Genomic DNA, 14798 nt, shown 5'->3' with positions numbered 1-14798 from the left:
GTCGAGGAACCACCCCAACCCGCGATGCGCCCCGCCCTGTTTCCCCACACCCCTGTGGGAACCTCATGAGGCGCGCGTCGGAAGAGGTCCGCTCCGGGCCGGGGAGGGGGGGAACCCCGGCCCGAAGCGCGGTACTGCTTCCGACTGTTGCCTCTCAAAGAACACACCCATGGGCCCAAGAGGGGGGAAGCTTCGACCCTGGGTGCCGGGACCGCCCGAGGGCGGTCACCTGTTCAAACCGTGTGTCGCCAGCCTCCGGAGAGGTCCGTCGCGCACTGAGCGATCGCTAAGCACTCTACGTGCCAGCCCTTAGGGGCAGGGAAGTGTCCAATGGACATCATCCAATGAGGTAGTCAAAGGGAGCAGACATATCCAATGGGCCGGGTGGGACATCCGGCGGGCCCTATCCGGATATGCCCCGGCGCCGAGCGAGGGAGGCGCCGAGCAGGCGGGCTGATGGGCGGGGTGACGCTGGATGGGGTGCGTGGGCGGCGGGTGGAGCCCGGTTGCGATAAGGGGGGAGCGCGATGACTCATCCCGCCTCGACCCGCTCGTTCCAGCGCTTCAGCCTCGGCGTGCTCGTCTTCACGTTGGGGGTGATTCTGTGGGGCGCCTTCGTGCGCGCCACGGGCTCCGGGGCGGGCTGTGGTGACCACTGGCCGGTGTGCAACGGGCAGGTGGTGCCCCGCGAGCCGACGGTCCAGACGCTCATCGAGTACACCCACCGGCTGACCAGCGGCGTGGTGATGCTGCTCGCGGTGGCATTGAGCGTGTGGGCCATGCGGGCGCACGCCAAGGGCCACCCGGTGCGCAAGGCGGCGAACTGGGCGCTGTTCTTCATGATGACGGAGGCGCTGGTGGGCGCCGGCATCGTGCTGCTCCAGTACGTGGCGGACAACGCGTCCGTCGGCCGCGCGGTGTGGATGGGCGTGCACCTGGTGAACACGTTCCTGTTGGTGGGCGCGCAGACGCTGGTGGTGTGGTTCTCGAAGGGCCGGGCGAGCCTGGCCTTCCGGGGCCAGGGCTGGGTGGGCGTGCTGGTGGGCGTGTGCGTGGCCGGGATGATGCTGCTGGGCGTGAGCGGCGCGGTGGCGGCGCTGGGGGACACGCTGTTCCCCTCGGAGACGCTGGCGGAGGGGCTGGCGCAGCACGCGAACGACCAGGCCCACCTCTTCGTGCGCCGGCGCATCTATCACCCCATCATCGCGGTGCTGATGGGCGCGGCGCTGGTGTACGTGGGGCGGTGGATGTCGCGGCTGCGGCCGTCGCCGGAGGTGAAGCAGTCCGCGATGCTGCTCACCGGCCTCTACGTCCTACAGTTGGGGGCGGGGCTCGTCAACGTGGTGCTGCTCGCGCCGGTGTGGCTGCAGCTGGTGCACCTGCTGCTGGCGGACTTCGTGTGGATGACGGTGGTGCGGCTGTGCGCGGCGGGCCTGTCGAAGGACGCGCCCCGCGCGGAGCGGGTGTCGGAGCCGGTGCCGACGCACGCCTCGGCCGCCTGAGGCGTCAGCGTGACTCCGACTCGGCGCGCAGGCGCAGCCCCTTGGGGATGAGCGCGCGGCCCAGGGCCTCGAACAGGCCGCTGACGAGCAGGGCCAGCACGGCGGCGGGGACGGCGCCCTCCAGGATGAGGCGGGTGTCGTCCAGCCGGATGCCGGTGAGGATGGGCTGCCCGTAGCCTCCCGCGCCGACGAGCGCGCCCAGCGTGGCGGTGCCCACGTTGATGACGGCGGCCGTCTGGATGCCCGCGAGGATGGAGGGCGAGGCCATGGGCAGGTCGATGCGCCAGAGCCTGGCGCGCGGAGGCAGGCCGAGCGCGTCCGCGGACTCGCGAACCTCCAGCGGGATTCCCGTGAGGCCCGCGGTGGTGTTCCGGACGATGGGCAGCAGGCTGTAGAGGAACAGCGCGGCGATGGCCGGTCGCGAGCCGATGCCCAGCAGCGGAATCATCACCACCAGCAGCGCCAGCGAGGGAATCGTCTGGATGATGCCGGCGAGCCCCAGCACGCCCTGCCCCAGCCGAGGGCTGCGCGCGGCGAGCACACCCAGCGGGACGGCGAGCGCGAGCGCGGCCAGGAGCGACACGCCGACGAGGAACAGGTGCTCCCGGGTGCGGCGCAGCACGCGCGACACGAGCCCCTCGCCGTGGACCTCGGTGGAGACGCCCAGCTTCGCGGCGAGGAAGTCGGAGGCCACCCGCGGCTCGGGCACGCGCTCCAGTCGGGCGCGGGCGTTGAGCTTCACCATCGCGTCTTCCGAGAGACGGCCCTGCAGGCGCAGCACGGCCGCGAGGGCGTCGGGGGCGCGCGACTCCAGGTCCTCGCGATAGAGCAGCACGGCGTCGTAGGCGGGGAAGTGGCGCGCGTCGTCCTCGAGGACCCGCAGGCCGTAGGCCGCGATTTCGGCGTCCGTGGAGTACAGGTCCGTCACCTGCACGGAGCTGGCCTCCAGTCCCCGGTACGCGAGGTCATGGTCCAGGCCGCGCACGTCGCGCTGCGGGAGCTTGTACGTGTCTCTCAGCGCGGGCCACCCGTCGGCGCGCTCCATGAACTCGTTGCTGAAGCCGAAGCGCAGCTCCGGGTGCTCGCGCAAATCCGAGATGCGGCGGATGCCCAGCCGCTCGGCCTCCGCCTCCTTCATGCCCAGGGCATAGGTGTTGTTGAAGCCCAGGGGCTTGCTCATGCGCAGGCCCACCTCGGCGAGCGCGGCGCGCAGGGCCGCGTCATCGGGCAGCGCGCGGCCGGAGAGCAGCTCCTGGCGCAGCGTGCCGGTGTACTCGGGATACACATCCAGCTCGCCCCGCTTGAGCGCCTCCCAGAGCACCGCGGTGCCGCCGAGCTCGCGCCGATGCCCCACGCTCGCCCCCGTGCTCCGCGCGAGCTGCGTCACCATCTCCCCGAGGATGACGGACTCGGTGAACTTCTTGGAGCCCACGCGCACGGACGCCGTGCCCTCCGGCGTGCTCGACGCGCGGGAGCAGGCCCCCATCGACAGCACGAGCACCAGCAAGGTCCACCTCGCGCGAGCGCTCATCCGGTGACGCCTCCCCCGGGCGACAGCCGCTGGGCCTGGATGAAGCGCGTGACGAACGTGTCCTGGGGCTGGGTCTCCAGCTGCGTCAGCGAGCCCTGTTGCACCACGCGCCCGTCCCGCATCAGCACGATGTCATCCCCGAGGAACCCCGCCTCCGCCAGGTCATGCGTCACCAGCACCACCGTCTTGCCGAGCCGCGCGAAGATGGCGCGCAGGTCCGCCTGGAGCTCATGCCGCACCAGCGGGTCCAACGCGCCCAGTGGCTCGTCGAGCAGCAGCACCTCCGGGTCCAGCATCAACGCGCGCATCAACGCCACGCGCTGCCGCTGTCCTCCCGACAGCTGCGCCGGGTAGCGCGCGAGCGCCTCGGGTGGGAACCGCGTCAGCTCCACCAGCACCTCCTGGCGCTCCCGGATGCGCGCCTCCGGCCAGCGCAGGTGCCGGGCCATCAGCACGACGTTCTCCTCACCCGTGAGATGAGGAAAGAGCCCCCCGCCCTGGAGTGCGTAGCCCACGCGGTGGCGCAGCGCGAGCAGCGCCTTCTCCTCCGTGGGCAGCGGCTGTCCCGCGTACAGCACCTGCCCCGTGTCCGGACGCAGCAGCCCGTTGAGCAGGCGCACCAGCGTGGACTTCCCGCAGCCGCTCGGCCCGAGCAGCGCCGTGGTCCGCCCGGGCTGGAGCGTGAGCGTCACCGCATCCAGCGCGAGGGTGTCATCGAAGCGCTTGGAGACCTGCTGCAACGCGTACACGGGCGGGCTCCTTCCTCGCTGCGTTCAGGGGACGGAGAAGGCGCCATTGCAGACGGCGGGGAACGCGGGCTCCTCGGACTCGAGGAAGCTGCACGCCGCGAACACCGCGCGGTCATCCCAGTGTGTCGCCCCCGCCCAGACGACCAGGGGCCCGCGTGACGTGGGCGCGGTGAAGCGCAGGCACCGCGCGGGCTGCTGCTCCAGCAGGCAGGCCACCTCCTTCACGGGCCCGGCGCCGGGCAGGGCGGCGCGCAGCTCCGACACGCTCTGGTCCCTCCAGCGGACCGTGACCTCGGTGCGCGCGGGCCGATACACGCTCCACACGAAGGACGCGTCGTCGCAGCGGATGCGTCCCGCGCGGCTGGTGGACTCGGAGGGCTGACACTTCTCGGGCACCGCCAGCGAGCGCCAGGGCAGGCGCGGCGGCAGCAACATCGCCTGCTCGTCGAGCAGCTCCCCCTCGGGATTGCCCTTCGCCGCGAGGTACTCGAACAGCTCCAGGCAGCGCGCCACCGCGGGCTGGGCGTTGTTCTTCGCCACGCAGCCCAGCTCCCGCTGCCGGCCGAGCGGCCCCGCCACGGACACCAGGTAGCCGCCCGCGCGGCAGGGCGTCGAGGCCTCCGTGCCTCCCCCTTCCGCGTCACACACCGCGAAGCGGGCCGCGGGCCACGAGCGGTCCGCCAACGGCAGCGCGCCCTCCGCCACCACCACGCGCTCGCCCAGCCGCTCCACCAGCCGGGCCCGGGCCAGCGCCAGCACACGCTCGGACGTCACGGCCTTGCGCTCGACGAGCCACACCGTGGAGTCGCCACACTGATAGACACGCGACGTGGGGCCGTCGGGCACCGGCGTGCACCCCGCGAAGAGCGCGCGCGCCGCCGGCAGGAACGGCCCCACGGGCGTGGCGCCCTCCGGCGGGACAGGCGGGACCTGGGGCGCGGACGTCGCGCACGAGCACAGGACGACACACCACCAGGCAGCTACCCACTTCCAGGCATTCGCCATGCGTCGGGATAAACACCCACCGCCCACCGCGTCAACCCGGGAGCGCGAAAGGCGCCCAGCGGCGCACACAGCGCCTCCCCGAGACGACACCGCGCGGTGACGCCGGAAGCACCGGGTCACCGCGCGGGTGCTGTCATGCGTCGAGCGCGCGAGTCCTAGCGGCGGAGGGCCTTCTCCATCTCCTTGGCCTGCCGCTCGTTGCTCGCGATGCCCTGGCGCGTGCGGCGCAAGAGCTCGCTGAAGGCGGCGTCGGTCTCGTACTTCTTCATGCCATCGGCCACCATGTCCTGGCCCTTCTTGCCGTCATCGGCGACGCGCGACAGGAAGTCCTTGTCGAAGTCCTTCCCGCTCTTCTCGCGCAGCTTGTCCAGGTCCTTCTCGGCCTCGGTGATGGCCTTGTTCAGGCGCTCGTCGACGCCTTCCATCTTCTTGTCGTAGCCCTCCTGCATCGCGCCGGAGCCGCCCGTGCCGGACGCGGGCTGGTTCAGGTCGATGGTGGCCACCTCGATCTGCTTGCTGTCCGCCCACGCCTTCAGGCCCGACAGGTGCTGCTTGTGGTCATCCACCAGCTTCTGGGCGAACGTGCGCACCTGCTCGTCCTGGGTCTTCTCCAACGCCAGATTGCCCAGGGCAATCTGCTTGGCATCGAAGAGCGCCAGCTTGCCGACATACAGCTCCTTCTCGGCCACGGCCTCACCGATGCGCTTCTGCTCCTTGCGGTCCTTCTTCGCGTCGTCCGCGAGCGCGGAGCCCGTCATCGAGCCGAACACCAGGGCCGCCGCCAGGGCCGCCACCCCACCACCACGAATCCTTCGAGCCATGCCGTCCTCCTGGACAGGGATTGCCGCAAAGTGGTCCGGCCCCCGCGCCCCGGCAAACGTCGCCCGCCCGTCAGCCCCTCCCCCGGGCCCCGCGCCCGCGTGCGCCGCCCGACGCTCCCGCTCCGGGCGCCGTCGATTTCCCGTGGCCGCTCTCCGGGTATTTTCGCGTCAATTAAAGACATTTTACATACAGATTTTCCATTGGTGCATCCATGTCTCACATACCTACCCGCATGAGCTTCCGTCTGGGCAGGGATTGACTCTGGTTGAATCATTCGAGTATCCAATGAATCACCAACTTCCCTGGAGTTGACAATGATTGGCAGCGTCGCGAAGAGGAATGGTCGTCTGGCCGTGGTCGCGGGTGCACTGTTGAGCCTGGCCGCGTGTCGCGGAGACGAGGCTCCGGAGGCGGAGGCCCCGGCGGACACCACGGAGCAGGTCGCGGCGCACCGCGGCTGCGCGGCGGAGGAGCCGTCGACGGAGGAGCGTCAGGCCATCGACGCGTTCCTGGCCTCGCGCAAGAGCCAGCTGCGCGCGGTGGGCTCGGTGACGGTGCCGACGTACTTCCACGTCGTCAACAAGGGCACGGGCATCGCGAACGGTGACATCCCCGAGTCGCAGATCAACGCGCAGATGGCGGTGCTGAACGCGGCCTACCAGAACACGCCGTTCCGCTTCGTGCTGCAGGGCATCACCCGCACCACGAACTCCAAGTGGTACGCGCTCAAGAGCGGCAGCGCCAACGAGCGCGCCATGAAGAAGGCCCTGCGCCAGGGTGGCAAGGAGAGCCTCAACATCTACTCCGCGAACCTGAGCGGCGGGCTGCTCGGCTGGGCGACGTTCCCCTCCAGCTACGCGTCCAACCCGCAGCAGGACGGCGTGGTCATCCTCTACAGCAGCGTCCCCGGCGGCACGGCGGCGCCCTACAACGAGGGTGACACGGGCACGCACGAGGTCGGCCACTGGCTGGGCCTGTACCACACGTTCCAGGGCGGCTGCACCGCCACGGGCGACAGCGTGAGCGACACCCCGGCCGAGGCCTCGCCGGCGTACGGCTGCCCCACCGGCCGCGACACCTGCTCGGGTGGCGGTCTGGACCCCATCACCAACTTCATGGACTACACCGACGACAGCTGCATGAACACCTTCAGCGCCGGCCAGGTCACGCGCGCCGACGACATGGCGGCGGCGTACCGCTAGTCGCGACGACGTTCGACGGACAGCCTGTCGGACCCGACGCCGGGGTCTCCCATGGGGAGGCTCCGGCGTCGTCGTGTCGGGTTGCGTGCGATTCCTCCGGGTCGCATGTAACCAATCGGGTGCACGCGGGTTGATGGGGACATCCGGAGCCCCGACATGTCCCGCCTTCGCCTGCTTGCCCTCCTCGGTGTGTCCCTCGTCTCGGCGTGTTCCTCGTCAGCGGATGGCTCGGAGGGCCCTCCTCCCGACGAGGTCGTCCTCACGGGCCCGGATGCCGGCCTCCCGGAGGATGGAGGCCTCCCCACGGACGGCGGCACGCCCGTGGACCCCACCGCTGACGCCGGAACGGAGGGCGAGGACATCACCGCGGGCGTCTGCTCCACCCTTCCCTTCCCCACGCCCTGTGTCGAGCCGCAGCCCGGGACACTCGTCACCGCGGTGAGCGACTGGGGCGTCCCTGGCCCCCACGCCGTCACCGTGGAGCGCGTGGCCAATCCGCACCCGGTGGCACGCGGACAGGTCATCACCTATCGCCCGACGGGGCTCACCTCCGTTCCCGTGCTCTTCTTCTCGCACGCGTTCGGCGCAACGGACGCGGACCTGTACGCCGAGCTGTTCCAGATGCTCGCGAGCCAGGGCTACGCCGTGGTCTTCGTCCCCTACCCGCTCACCCCGGACGTCGAGCGTCCGAACGAAGCCCGCTACGACTGTCTGTGGCAGGGCTTCCTCGCCGCCGTCGCCCAGCAGCAGGGCCGCTTCGACCTGACGCGCGTGGGGTTCTTCGGTCACAGCTACGGCGGCGCCGCGACACCGGACATGGCGCGCCGGGGCTTCGTCGACCGTGGCTGGGGAAGCAACGGGCGGTTCCTCTTCTCGATGGCCCCCTGGTACTCGTGGGGCCGCGACTACGCGACGCTGCCGCCCGACGTGCGCGCCGTCATCCAGGTGTACGCGGACGACGAGGTCAACGACCACGCGACGGCCGTCCAGGACCTCTGGAACAAGTTGCCCACGGGGCTGGAGCGCGCGTGGCACACGGTGGTGAGCGACGCGTGTGGCTGCGGGCTCAACGCCACGCACACCGTGCCGATGTCCCGCGCGAGCCTCACCCAGAACCCGGAGAACGTCCTCAACAGCCAGGACCGCCAGGCCGTCTGGCGACCCCTGCATGCGCTCGCCGTCTACGCCTTCACCGGTGACACCGCCGCCCGGGACGTGGCCTTCGGAACGGACCGGAGCCAGGGCTCCTGGCTCGCGTGTCGGGGCCGGCAGGTGCGCCCGCTCCTCGCGAGCCGCACCGTGCCGCTGCCCACCGCCTGCCACGCCTACACGTACCCGTACGCGGACCGCTGCCAGTACGCGGACCCCGGCACGCCCTGCCCCTGAGCCCGGCCCTCCGTCGCGGACTGCGCGGGCAGGCGGGCGGCTCCGAGGGGCAGCGGCCGCCCGCGTCCTTCGGCGCCGTCTGCGTGCACTCCGCGATGCGCGCGAACGTGGTGCTCGCCGCGAAGTCGACGTCCGCGCCATCCCACCCGCGCAGGATGCCGTGCCCCGCGCTGTCCTCGATGCGCGCGTTCGCGAGGAACGGCGCCGCGGGCTCCTTGAACACCAGGATGGCCGAGCTGACGTCGAACGAGTCCGGCAGGTCGTTGCACCCGAACCCCGAGCACTGACACAGCCCGCCCGCGTACCGCACCACCACGGACTCCAGCCGGTCCTCCGGATTCAGCTCGTCAAAGGCGATGCCCGCCCAGGCACCCGCGGTCGGGTGCTCCCTCGCCGATGTGAAGACGATGGGCTCCACCGCCGTGCCCGCCGAGACGAGCGTGCTGCTCGCGTCGACCACGCGCAGCAGCGTCTCCGGCTCGAAGCGCAGCTCCACGCCCGCCTCGATGGTGAGCTTCGCGGGCGCGTCCGGCCCACCCACCTGGAGCCCCTCCAGCCGATACGGCACCCCCAAATCCCTCAACGTCGCGTCCGCCCCCAGGTAGTACACCGACGACGACGCGATGGACGGCCCCACGTAGACGGCGTCCTCCACGTTGCCCGTATAAGTCCCCGCGGGCAGCGTCCCCAGGGCGTTGGGGTTGACCATCATCGGATGGGGCCGCGCCTCGTTCCCCGCGCCCCGGATGGTCAGGTCCGAGGAGCCCTCCGCGAACCCCGCCGTGCCGTTGAGCACGATGCCGGGTCCCTGCGAACTCTCGATGGTGACGTGCTGGACGAACAGCGGCCGGGGACCGGGCAGCTCCGCGCCCGCGTTCACCCGCACCGTGGCCTGCGCCGCCTCGGGTGCCCCTCCCCCCGAGAACACCACCCATGCCAGCCGCGCCGAACCTCCCGCGCCGAGGAGCAACCCGCCCCACGGCCTGCCCGACTCGCGAGACTCGAAGCGGATGGGCTGGCATGTCGCCTTCCCCAAGACGGATGGACTGCCCCTCTGCGCGCGACCAGGGCCCATCCGCTCCGACGCGCCAATCCCCATCCGGAGACAGGGTGTGCCCGTCCCGTCGTTACAATCGTTTACATTCGCCACATACCCACGCGACATCGCGCGTCTTGAGTACGCACCATCCCGAGCGGTCCGAAGGTTCCTGGGGGTTCGCGATGTCCCTGTGTCAGACCTGCCGTACCGATGTGTCCCGCGCCGTGCTCCTGGCCCTCGCCGGCTGCCTGCTGGTGGCGGCGTCGACGTATGCCGCCCTGCGGGAGCGTCCCCGCGCCGAGGCCTGGGCCGAAGCGGTGGCCCGCGCCCCGCTGACGGACCTGTCCGTGCATCACCACGCCCTGGTCGACCTGTGGCGCCGCCCCTCGAGCCCGGCGCAGTGGGGGCAGTGGCTGGTGGATGGGAGCGTGTGGCAGTTGCGCAGGCTGCATCCCAGGGCGTGGGTGGAGCAGCTGCTGACCTCGGGCGCTCGCGCCGAGCGGAACTAGACTGGACCCATGGCCTCGTCACCCGCCTCCGCCATCGAAGTGCTCCTCATCGAGGACGACGCGCACCTGGCGCGGCTCACCGCCGAGTACCTGGAGCGCCAGGGCGTGAAGACCTGCCTCGCGCGGGACGGGGAGCAGGGGCTGGTGGAGGCCTCGCGCCGCGCGTTCGACGCCATCCTCATCGACATCATGCTGCCCCGGAAGGACGGGCTCACCGTGTGCCGGGAGCTGCGGGAGCGCTCGGCGGTCCCCATCCTCATGCTCACCGCGCGCGGCGAGGAGGCGGACCGGGTGATGGGGCTGGAGCTGGGCGCGGATGACTATCTGCCCAAGCCCTTCTCCTCGCGGGAGCTGCTCGCGCGCATCCAGGCCCTGGTGCGCCGCAGCCGGGGGCACCTGGGCCCCACGCGCGACGTGGTCCGCGTGGGTGGCCTCTCGCTGAGCCGGAGCGCCATGCGGGCCTCGCTGCACGGACAGGCGCTGTCGCTCACGCGGCACGAGTTCACGCTGCTCCTGGGGCTCGCCGAGCGGGCGGGCCGGGTACTGTCCCGGGAGCAGCTGCTGGAGCTGGCGAAGGGCGGCGACCCTGACGGCCCCGTGGACCGGGCCATCGACGTGCACGTGTCCCGGCTGCGCCAGAAGCTGGGGGACGACGCGCGCAACCCGCGCATGCTCAAGACGGTGCGCGGCGTGGGGTACGTGCTGGAGCAGGGTGAGGAGTCATGAAGCTCTCCGAGCAGCTGCGCCCGCGCCGGATGTTCTGGCGCATCTACCTGTATGGCCTGCTGATGCTGGGGGGCTCCGTCATCGCCCTGGCCATCGTCGCCGAGGCCATCGAGGCCCAGGGCGGCGGACGCATCAAGGAGCTGGACCACAAGCTGGAGCAGGTGGTGAAGCTCGCGCCGACGGATGCTCCCGAGCTCCAGCCGCTGATGCAGTCCATCGTCGCGGAGCATGGGCACCACATCACCCTGTTCGACGTCCAGGGGCGGTTGCGGCGGAGCACGGCGAATCCTCCCCCGCGCATGCTCGATGAGACCGAGTGGCAGACCCTCCGGCTGGGCTACAGCTGGATTACACGCGAGGGGACCCTGTTCTGGGTGACGCTCACGTGGCGAGGCTCCACGTTGGATGGCTACATGCTCCGCGAGGCCTCCGCGACCCGGCGCAGCTACATGTTCCTCGGGCTCGTGGTGACCGTCGTCCTGCTGGTGCTCGCGCTGCTGTCGATTCCGCTCGCGCGCGCCATCGCGTCTCCGCTGGAGCGGCTGACGAAGGTGGTGGGCGAGTTCGGCCAGGGTCGACTGTCCGCGCGCGCGAACCTGAAGGGACGCAACGAGGTGGCGATGCTGGGCCACGCCTTCGATGAGATGGCGGCGCGCAAGGAGGCCCTCATCCGGGGACAGAAGGAGCTGATGGCCAACGTCTCCCACGAGCTGCGCACGCCCCTGGCGCGCCTGGGCGTGACGCTGGACCTGGTCGAGGACGGTCAGCCCGAGGAGCTGGCGACCCGACTCCCGGAGCTGCGTCGGGACATCGGCGAGCTCCAGCAGCTGGTCGACGGGGTGATGCAGATGGCGCGGCTGGACCTGGAGACGAACCAGGCGGGACAGCCAGGGCCGCGCGTCCAGCGGGTGAGCGTGTCCCTGCCGGACTTCCTGCGGGACACCGCCGAGCGCTTCCAGCGCACCGCGCCCGAGTGCCCGCTCGCGCTGGAGCTGCCCGAAGCGTTGCCCACGCTGGAGGTGGACCCGGTGCTGGTGCGACGCGCGCTCCACAACCTGCTCGACAACGCGCGCAAGTACTCGGAGCCGGGGAGCGCCGTGACGCTGCGGGCCTCCGAGGACGGGGACGCCGTGCGACTGGAGGTCGAGGACCGGGGCATCGGCGTGAGCGCCACGGACCTGCCTCAGCTCACCACGCCCTTCTTCCGCACGGACCGCAGCCGCGCGCGGGAGACAGGCGGCGTCGGGCTGGGGCTCACGCTGGTGCGCCGCATCGTCGAGGCGCACGGCGGCACGCTGTCGTTCCAGCACGCCGCCGAGAAGGGCACCCGCGCGACGCTCGTGTTTCCGAAGTCGCCGGGCCTCCAGTCCGCGGCCTGAGGTCAGAGCCCCTTCTTCTGCCTCAGCGCCTGTTCGACCTCGGGAAGGAACGGGCCGCCGCCCGTCCGCACATGAGACCAGGTCTTGTACGCATCCAGGACCCCGCCCCGGATGACCTCAGGGACGAAGGTCTGCTTGTGATGTTCCGGGTCGCCGACGTCGACGTCCGGAGTGAAGGACTGCCAGCCTTTGCCGCCCACGAGGAGCGTGCGGTAGGCCTCGGGCACCGAGCGAGGCTTACCGGCCTTGGCCCAGATGGCCGTGTTCGAGTCGAGCACCACGGCCCTCGCGGTGAGCGTGCTGCTCGTGCCCAGGCTCGCTTCGGAATCGCCACCCGTGCCGACGATGACTCCGGACGCCACGACGTCACCGTCCACCGACACGCGCGCGCTGCTCTGGAAACGGATGTTGCGGGCGCGGAGCTGGCCCGTGACGAACAACGTGCTCACCGCGTAGTCGTCCGTCGTGCAGACGAGGTCACCGGTCGTCACCAGGTCGCCGTCGATGACCAGCACCCAGGGCCCATCCCCCGTCATCAGGTCGTGGTCCACGTGGAGGCCGCCCTCGATGAGCCGAGGCCTGGGCTCCGCGCTCACCAGCGTGCGGTTCTCCAGCAGCCAGTCCCGCATGTCGTGGCCCTTGAAGCGATCCGCGAGCTCCTCGAAGGACACTTCCCGACCCATCCCGTCCAACGTCTTCGCATCCATTCCTACTCCCCATCCACGTCGCGAGGCTCCGGGCGCTTCTTCCCGTACGCGGCGTCGAGAATCGCATCGCTGCGCAGGCCGCTCGCCTTCGCCGCCTCCACGTCCAGCCCCTCGCCATGTCCCCGTCCGCGTCCCTCGAACACCAGCACGCTCCCGTTGAACGAGGCCGTGCGTGGACATGACGGCAGCTTCAACCCCGAGCGCAACAGCTCACACGGCAGCGAGCGCCCCTCCTCGTACGTCGCCGTCCCATCGCGCTCGGTGAGCAGGTAGTTCACCCGACCCGCCTCGAAGCGCAGCGACACCAGCCCGCGCCCGAGCAGCCGCTCCACCTCGCCACGCGGACGCTCCTGCTTCCACGGCTCCTCGCCGCCCTGCGAGAAGAGCAGCCACTCCTTCCACTTCAGCGCGGGCATCCCCAGCGCCTTTGCGTCATCGCGCTGCACGCGCACCGTGCCCCGGAAGGCCTGACAGTGCGTCGTGTCGCAGACGGCGCGGCCCGGGTGTCGACTGTGCCGCTCGTTGTGCGCCACCACCCGCGCCAGCGCCACGCGCGGCTCGCCCTTCAGCGTCACGTCCTCCGCCGCCACCACGCCCGCCGTGTACTGCAGCCGCGTGGTGCGGAACACGAAGTCCGAGCCCCGCCGCGCCTTCATCGCGCTCGGTGACGTGGGCACCCCCTCGGGCGGCCGGTACGCCGGCGGTGGGGACCAGGAGAACACGCCCGCATAGTCGCGCCCCTCCTCCGGCCCCTTCGGGAAGCGCACGCGCCACGGCGCGCCCAGGCACACCGCCGCGCCCTTCGTCGTCAACGCCTCCAGCCGCGCCCACTCCCCCGGCGAGGGCCTGGGCACGCCACCGTCCACCGAGAACGCCACGCCCGGACACCGCGCCTCCACCTCCCGCGAGGGCACCAACCCCAGCACCTGCACCCGCGCCGCCTCCACTCCCGCCTGCTTGCGCGCGCGCGCCAGCGCCGCCGGAATCTCCTCCGCGAAATGCCGAGGCATCTTCCCCGGCCGCACCGCCACCACCACCAGGTCCTCGTCCACCGCCGCAATCCAGCCGTACTGCGGACGGCTCGCCGCGTCCCGCACCGTCCCCGTCTTCGTCGCCACGCCCGACAGCGCCTTCGACGCGGGCAGCTCCGCCAGCGTCCCCCGGTCCGCGTTGTCCGCGAGCAACGCCAGCACGTCCGGCCGCGCCTCCGCCAGCAGCCGATACGCCTGTGCCAGGCCCCACGGCGACAGCGACAGCGTCGAGCGCAGCCCCACCATGTCCGCCATGTCCGCGGGCGTCCCCGTCAGCCCCAGCGCGGACAGCACCGGGCCCCAGGCACCAAAGGCCCTGGGCGCCGAGCCCGCCGCCTCCCAGTCCAGGAAGTACCCGTTGCACGAGCGCAGGAGCGCCGTGCGCGCGTCCACCTTCGCCGGCAGACCGGGCCCGCAGCTCCACTCCTGCACGTCCACGCGCGGCGCCAGCACCGGGTGCCCCACGCCCGCCGCGTACACGAAGGGCTTGAGCACCGAGCCATACGGCAGCGCGCGCCGCGCCTCGCCCTCCGACAACAGCACCTCACCCGAGTGCCGGCTCACCACCACCGTGGCCGGCCCCGCGGCGCGCACCTCCACCTCCGCCAGCTCGTCGATGGACAGCGGCACCACCCACCGCGCGCCGTCGTGACACTGACGCAGCCGGCGCGACAGCGCCTTGGGGAACCCCACCGACTCACTGAGCAGCCGCGCCAGCGCCCGCCGTGCCCGCGTCGAGTCCACCGCCGGCGACGACGCCAGCTCCGACGCCGCGCGGGACAGGGACTGATAGCCGCCCTCGCGCCACGCCGGCAGCTCACCGCTCACGGCCACCGCGAAGGCCTCGTGGAACAGCCGGTCCTCGCTCGACTGCGGACACGCCCACCACAGCAGCTGGTGCGCCAGCTCGTGCCGCAGCGCCACGCGCAGCCGCTCATCCAACACGCCGGGCGTGTTCTGCCGCAGCTCGACGAGCCCCGGCCGGCCCTGCGCGTTGCGCTCGGGGGACAGGGCCGCGCCTCGCTGGAGGAGGATGGAGACCGGGGCCTTCGTCGGCGCCCCACCCGCCTCCGCGGAATACACCGCCTCCAGCGACGCCCAGCCGGCCTCCGCCTCGCGGCGAAGCTCCGACTCGGGCGTCACGTCACCTCGCGTGACGAAGGTGGGGGTGGCCGCCAGCAACACGGCCACCATGGAAGCCCACCCCATC

Annotated in this window: 12 protein-coding genes; 5 read left to right on the top strand and 7 right to left on the bottom strand. The window is 71.5% G+C overall.

Annotated elements, in window-relative coordinates; genetic code table 11:
• Positions 1–527: 527 nt before the first annotated feature.
• Complete coding sequence (locus K8640_RS28075; RefSeq protein ID WP_223749866.1) at positions 528–1502, top strand: heme A synthase; 975 nt, start codon at positions 528–530, stop codon at positions 1500–1502.
• A 4-nt stretch (positions 1503–1506) separates the two neighbouring features.
• Here K8640_RS28075 and K8640_RS28070 read toward each other — a convergent pair whose 3' ends face one another.
• From K8640_RS28070 to K8640_RS28055, 4 genes are all read right to left on the bottom strand, one after another.
• Positions 1507–3033, bottom strand: a complete 1527-nt coding sequence (locus K8640_RS28070; RefSeq protein ID WP_223749865.1) for a glycine betaine ABC transporter substrate-binding protein — start codon at positions 3031–3033, stop codon at positions 1507–1509.
• Positions 3030–3782 carry an ATP-binding cassette domain-containing protein gene (locus K8640_RS28065; RefSeq protein ID WP_223749864.1) on the bottom strand — a complete coding sequence of 251 codons (753 nt, stop codon included), beginning with the start codon at positions 3780–3782 and terminating at the stop codon, positions 3030–3032. Before K8640_RS28065 ends, K8640_RS28070 begins: the two co-directional genes overlap by 4 nt.
• Before the next feature lie 24 nt (positions 3783–3806).
• Positions 3807–4787, bottom strand: a complete 981-nt coding sequence (locus K8640_RS28060; RefSeq protein ID WP_223749863.1) for a hypothetical protein — start codon at positions 4785–4787, stop codon at positions 3807–3809.
• A gap of 155 nt (positions 4788–4942) precedes the next feature.
• Positions 4943–5608: a DUF4142 domain-containing protein gene (locus K8640_RS28055; RefSeq protein WP_223749862.1), complete on the bottom strand. Its 666-nt coding sequence runs from the start codon at positions 5606–5608 to the stop codon at positions 4943–4945.
• A 315-nt stretch (positions 5609–5923) separates the two neighbouring features.
• Between K8640_RS28055 and K8640_RS28050 the strand changes: the two genes are divergently transcribed.
• The gene (locus K8640_RS28050; protein ID WP_223749861.1) at positions 5924–6811 is read left to right on the top strand and encodes a zinc metalloprotease; all 888 of its coding nucleotides are present in this window, start codon (positions 5924–5926) and stop codon (positions 6809–6811) included.
• A gap of 1189 nt (positions 6812–8000) precedes the next feature.
• Here the strand turns inward: K8640_RS28050 and K8640_RS43270 are convergent.
• On the bottom strand, positions 8001–9233 hold the full coding sequence (locus tag K8640_RS43270; protein ID WP_370640402.1) for a hypothetical protein: 1233 nt from the start codon (positions 9231–9233) through the stop codon (positions 8001–8003).
• Between the two features lie 185 nt (positions 9234–9418).
• On the opposite strand from K8640_RS43270, the gene K8640_RS28040 reads away from it, so the two are divergent.
• The 3 genes from K8640_RS28040 to K8640_RS28030 are packed head-to-tail and all read left to right on the top strand — an operon-like array spanning position 9419 to position 11850.
• Positions 9419–9745 carry a hypothetical protein gene (locus K8640_RS28040; protein WP_223749859.1) on the top strand — a complete coding sequence of 109 codons (327 nt, stop codon included), beginning with the start codon at positions 9419–9421 and terminating at the stop codon, positions 9743–9745.
• A gap of 9 nt (positions 9746–9754) precedes the next feature.
• Positions 9755–10471, top strand: coding sequence for a response regulator transcription factor (locus K8640_RS28035; RefSeq protein WP_223749858.1), 717 nt, complete (start codon positions 9755–9757; stop codon positions 10469–10471).
• A complete protein-coding gene (locus K8640_RS28030; RefSeq protein ID WP_223749857.1) occupies positions 10468–11850 on the top strand; it encodes a cell wall metabolism sensor histidine kinase WalK in 1383 nt (460 codons plus the stop codon). The genes K8640_RS28035 and K8640_RS28030 overlap by 4 nt, the downstream gene beginning before the upstream one ends.
• A 2-nt stretch (positions 11851–11852) precedes the next feature.
• Here the strand turns inward: K8640_RS28030 and K8640_RS28025 are convergent, their stop codons facing one another.
• On the bottom strand, positions 11853–12557 hold the full coding sequence (locus K8640_RS28025; protein WP_223749856.1) for a hypothetical protein: 705 nt from the start codon (positions 12555–12557) through the stop codon (positions 11853–11855).
• A 2-nt stretch (positions 12558–12559) separates the two neighbouring features.
• Complete coding sequence (locus K8640_RS28020; RefSeq protein ID WP_223749855.1) at positions 12560–14797, bottom strand: hypothetical protein; 2238 nt, start codon at positions 14795–14797, stop codon at positions 12560–12562.
• Position 14798: the final 1 nt, after the last annotated feature.

The organism is Myxococcus sp. XM-1-1-1 (assembly GCF_020037095.1).
Lineage (GTDB): Bacteria > Myxococcota > Myxococcia > Myxococcales > Myxococcaceae > Myxococcus > Myxococcus fulvus.
The sequence above is the reverse complement of the archived record's forward strand: the minus strand, read 5'-3'. Positions and strand labels throughout refer to the sequence as shown.

Coding starts and splice junctions, on each gene's coding strand:
- K8640_RS28030 (WP_223749857.1), top strand. CDS start 10,468: ATGAAGCTCTCCGAGCAGCTGCGCCCGCGCCGGATGTTCTGGCGCATC.
- K8640_RS28025 (WP_223749856.1), bottom strand. CDS start 12,557: ATGGATGCGAAGACGTTGGACGGGATGGGTCGGGAAGTGTCCTTCGAG.
- K8640_RS28040 (WP_223749859.1), top strand. CDS start 9,419: ATGTCCCTGTGTCAGACCTGCCGTACCGATGTGTCCCGCGCCGTGCTC.
- K8640_RS28020 (WP_223749855.1), bottom strand. CDS start 14,797: ATGGGGTGGGCTTCCATGGTGGCCGTGTTGCTGGCGGCCACCCCCACC.
- K8640_RS28075 (WP_223749866.1), top strand. CDS start 528: ATGACTCATCCCGCCTCGACCCGCTCGTTCCAGCGCTTCAGCCTCGGC.
- K8640_RS28035 (WP_223749858.1), top strand. CDS start 9,755: ATGGCCTCGTCACCCGCCTCCGCCATCGAAGTGCTCCTCATCGAGGAC.
- K8640_RS28050 (WP_223749861.1), top strand. CDS start 5,924: ATGATTGGCAGCGTCGCGAAGAGGAATGGTCGTCTGGCCGTGGTCGCG.
- K8640_RS28060 (WP_223749863.1), bottom strand. CDS start 4,787: ATGGCGAATGCCTGGAAGTGGGTAGCTGCCTGGTGGTGTGTCGTCCTG.
- K8640_RS28070 (WP_223749865.1), bottom strand. CDS start 3,033: ATGAGCGCTCGCGCGAGGTGGACCTTGCTGGTGCTCGTGCTGTCGATG.
- K8640_RS28055 (WP_223749862.1), bottom strand. CDS start 5,608: ATGGCTCGAAGGATTCGTGGTGGTGGGGTGGCGGCCCTGGCGGCGGCC.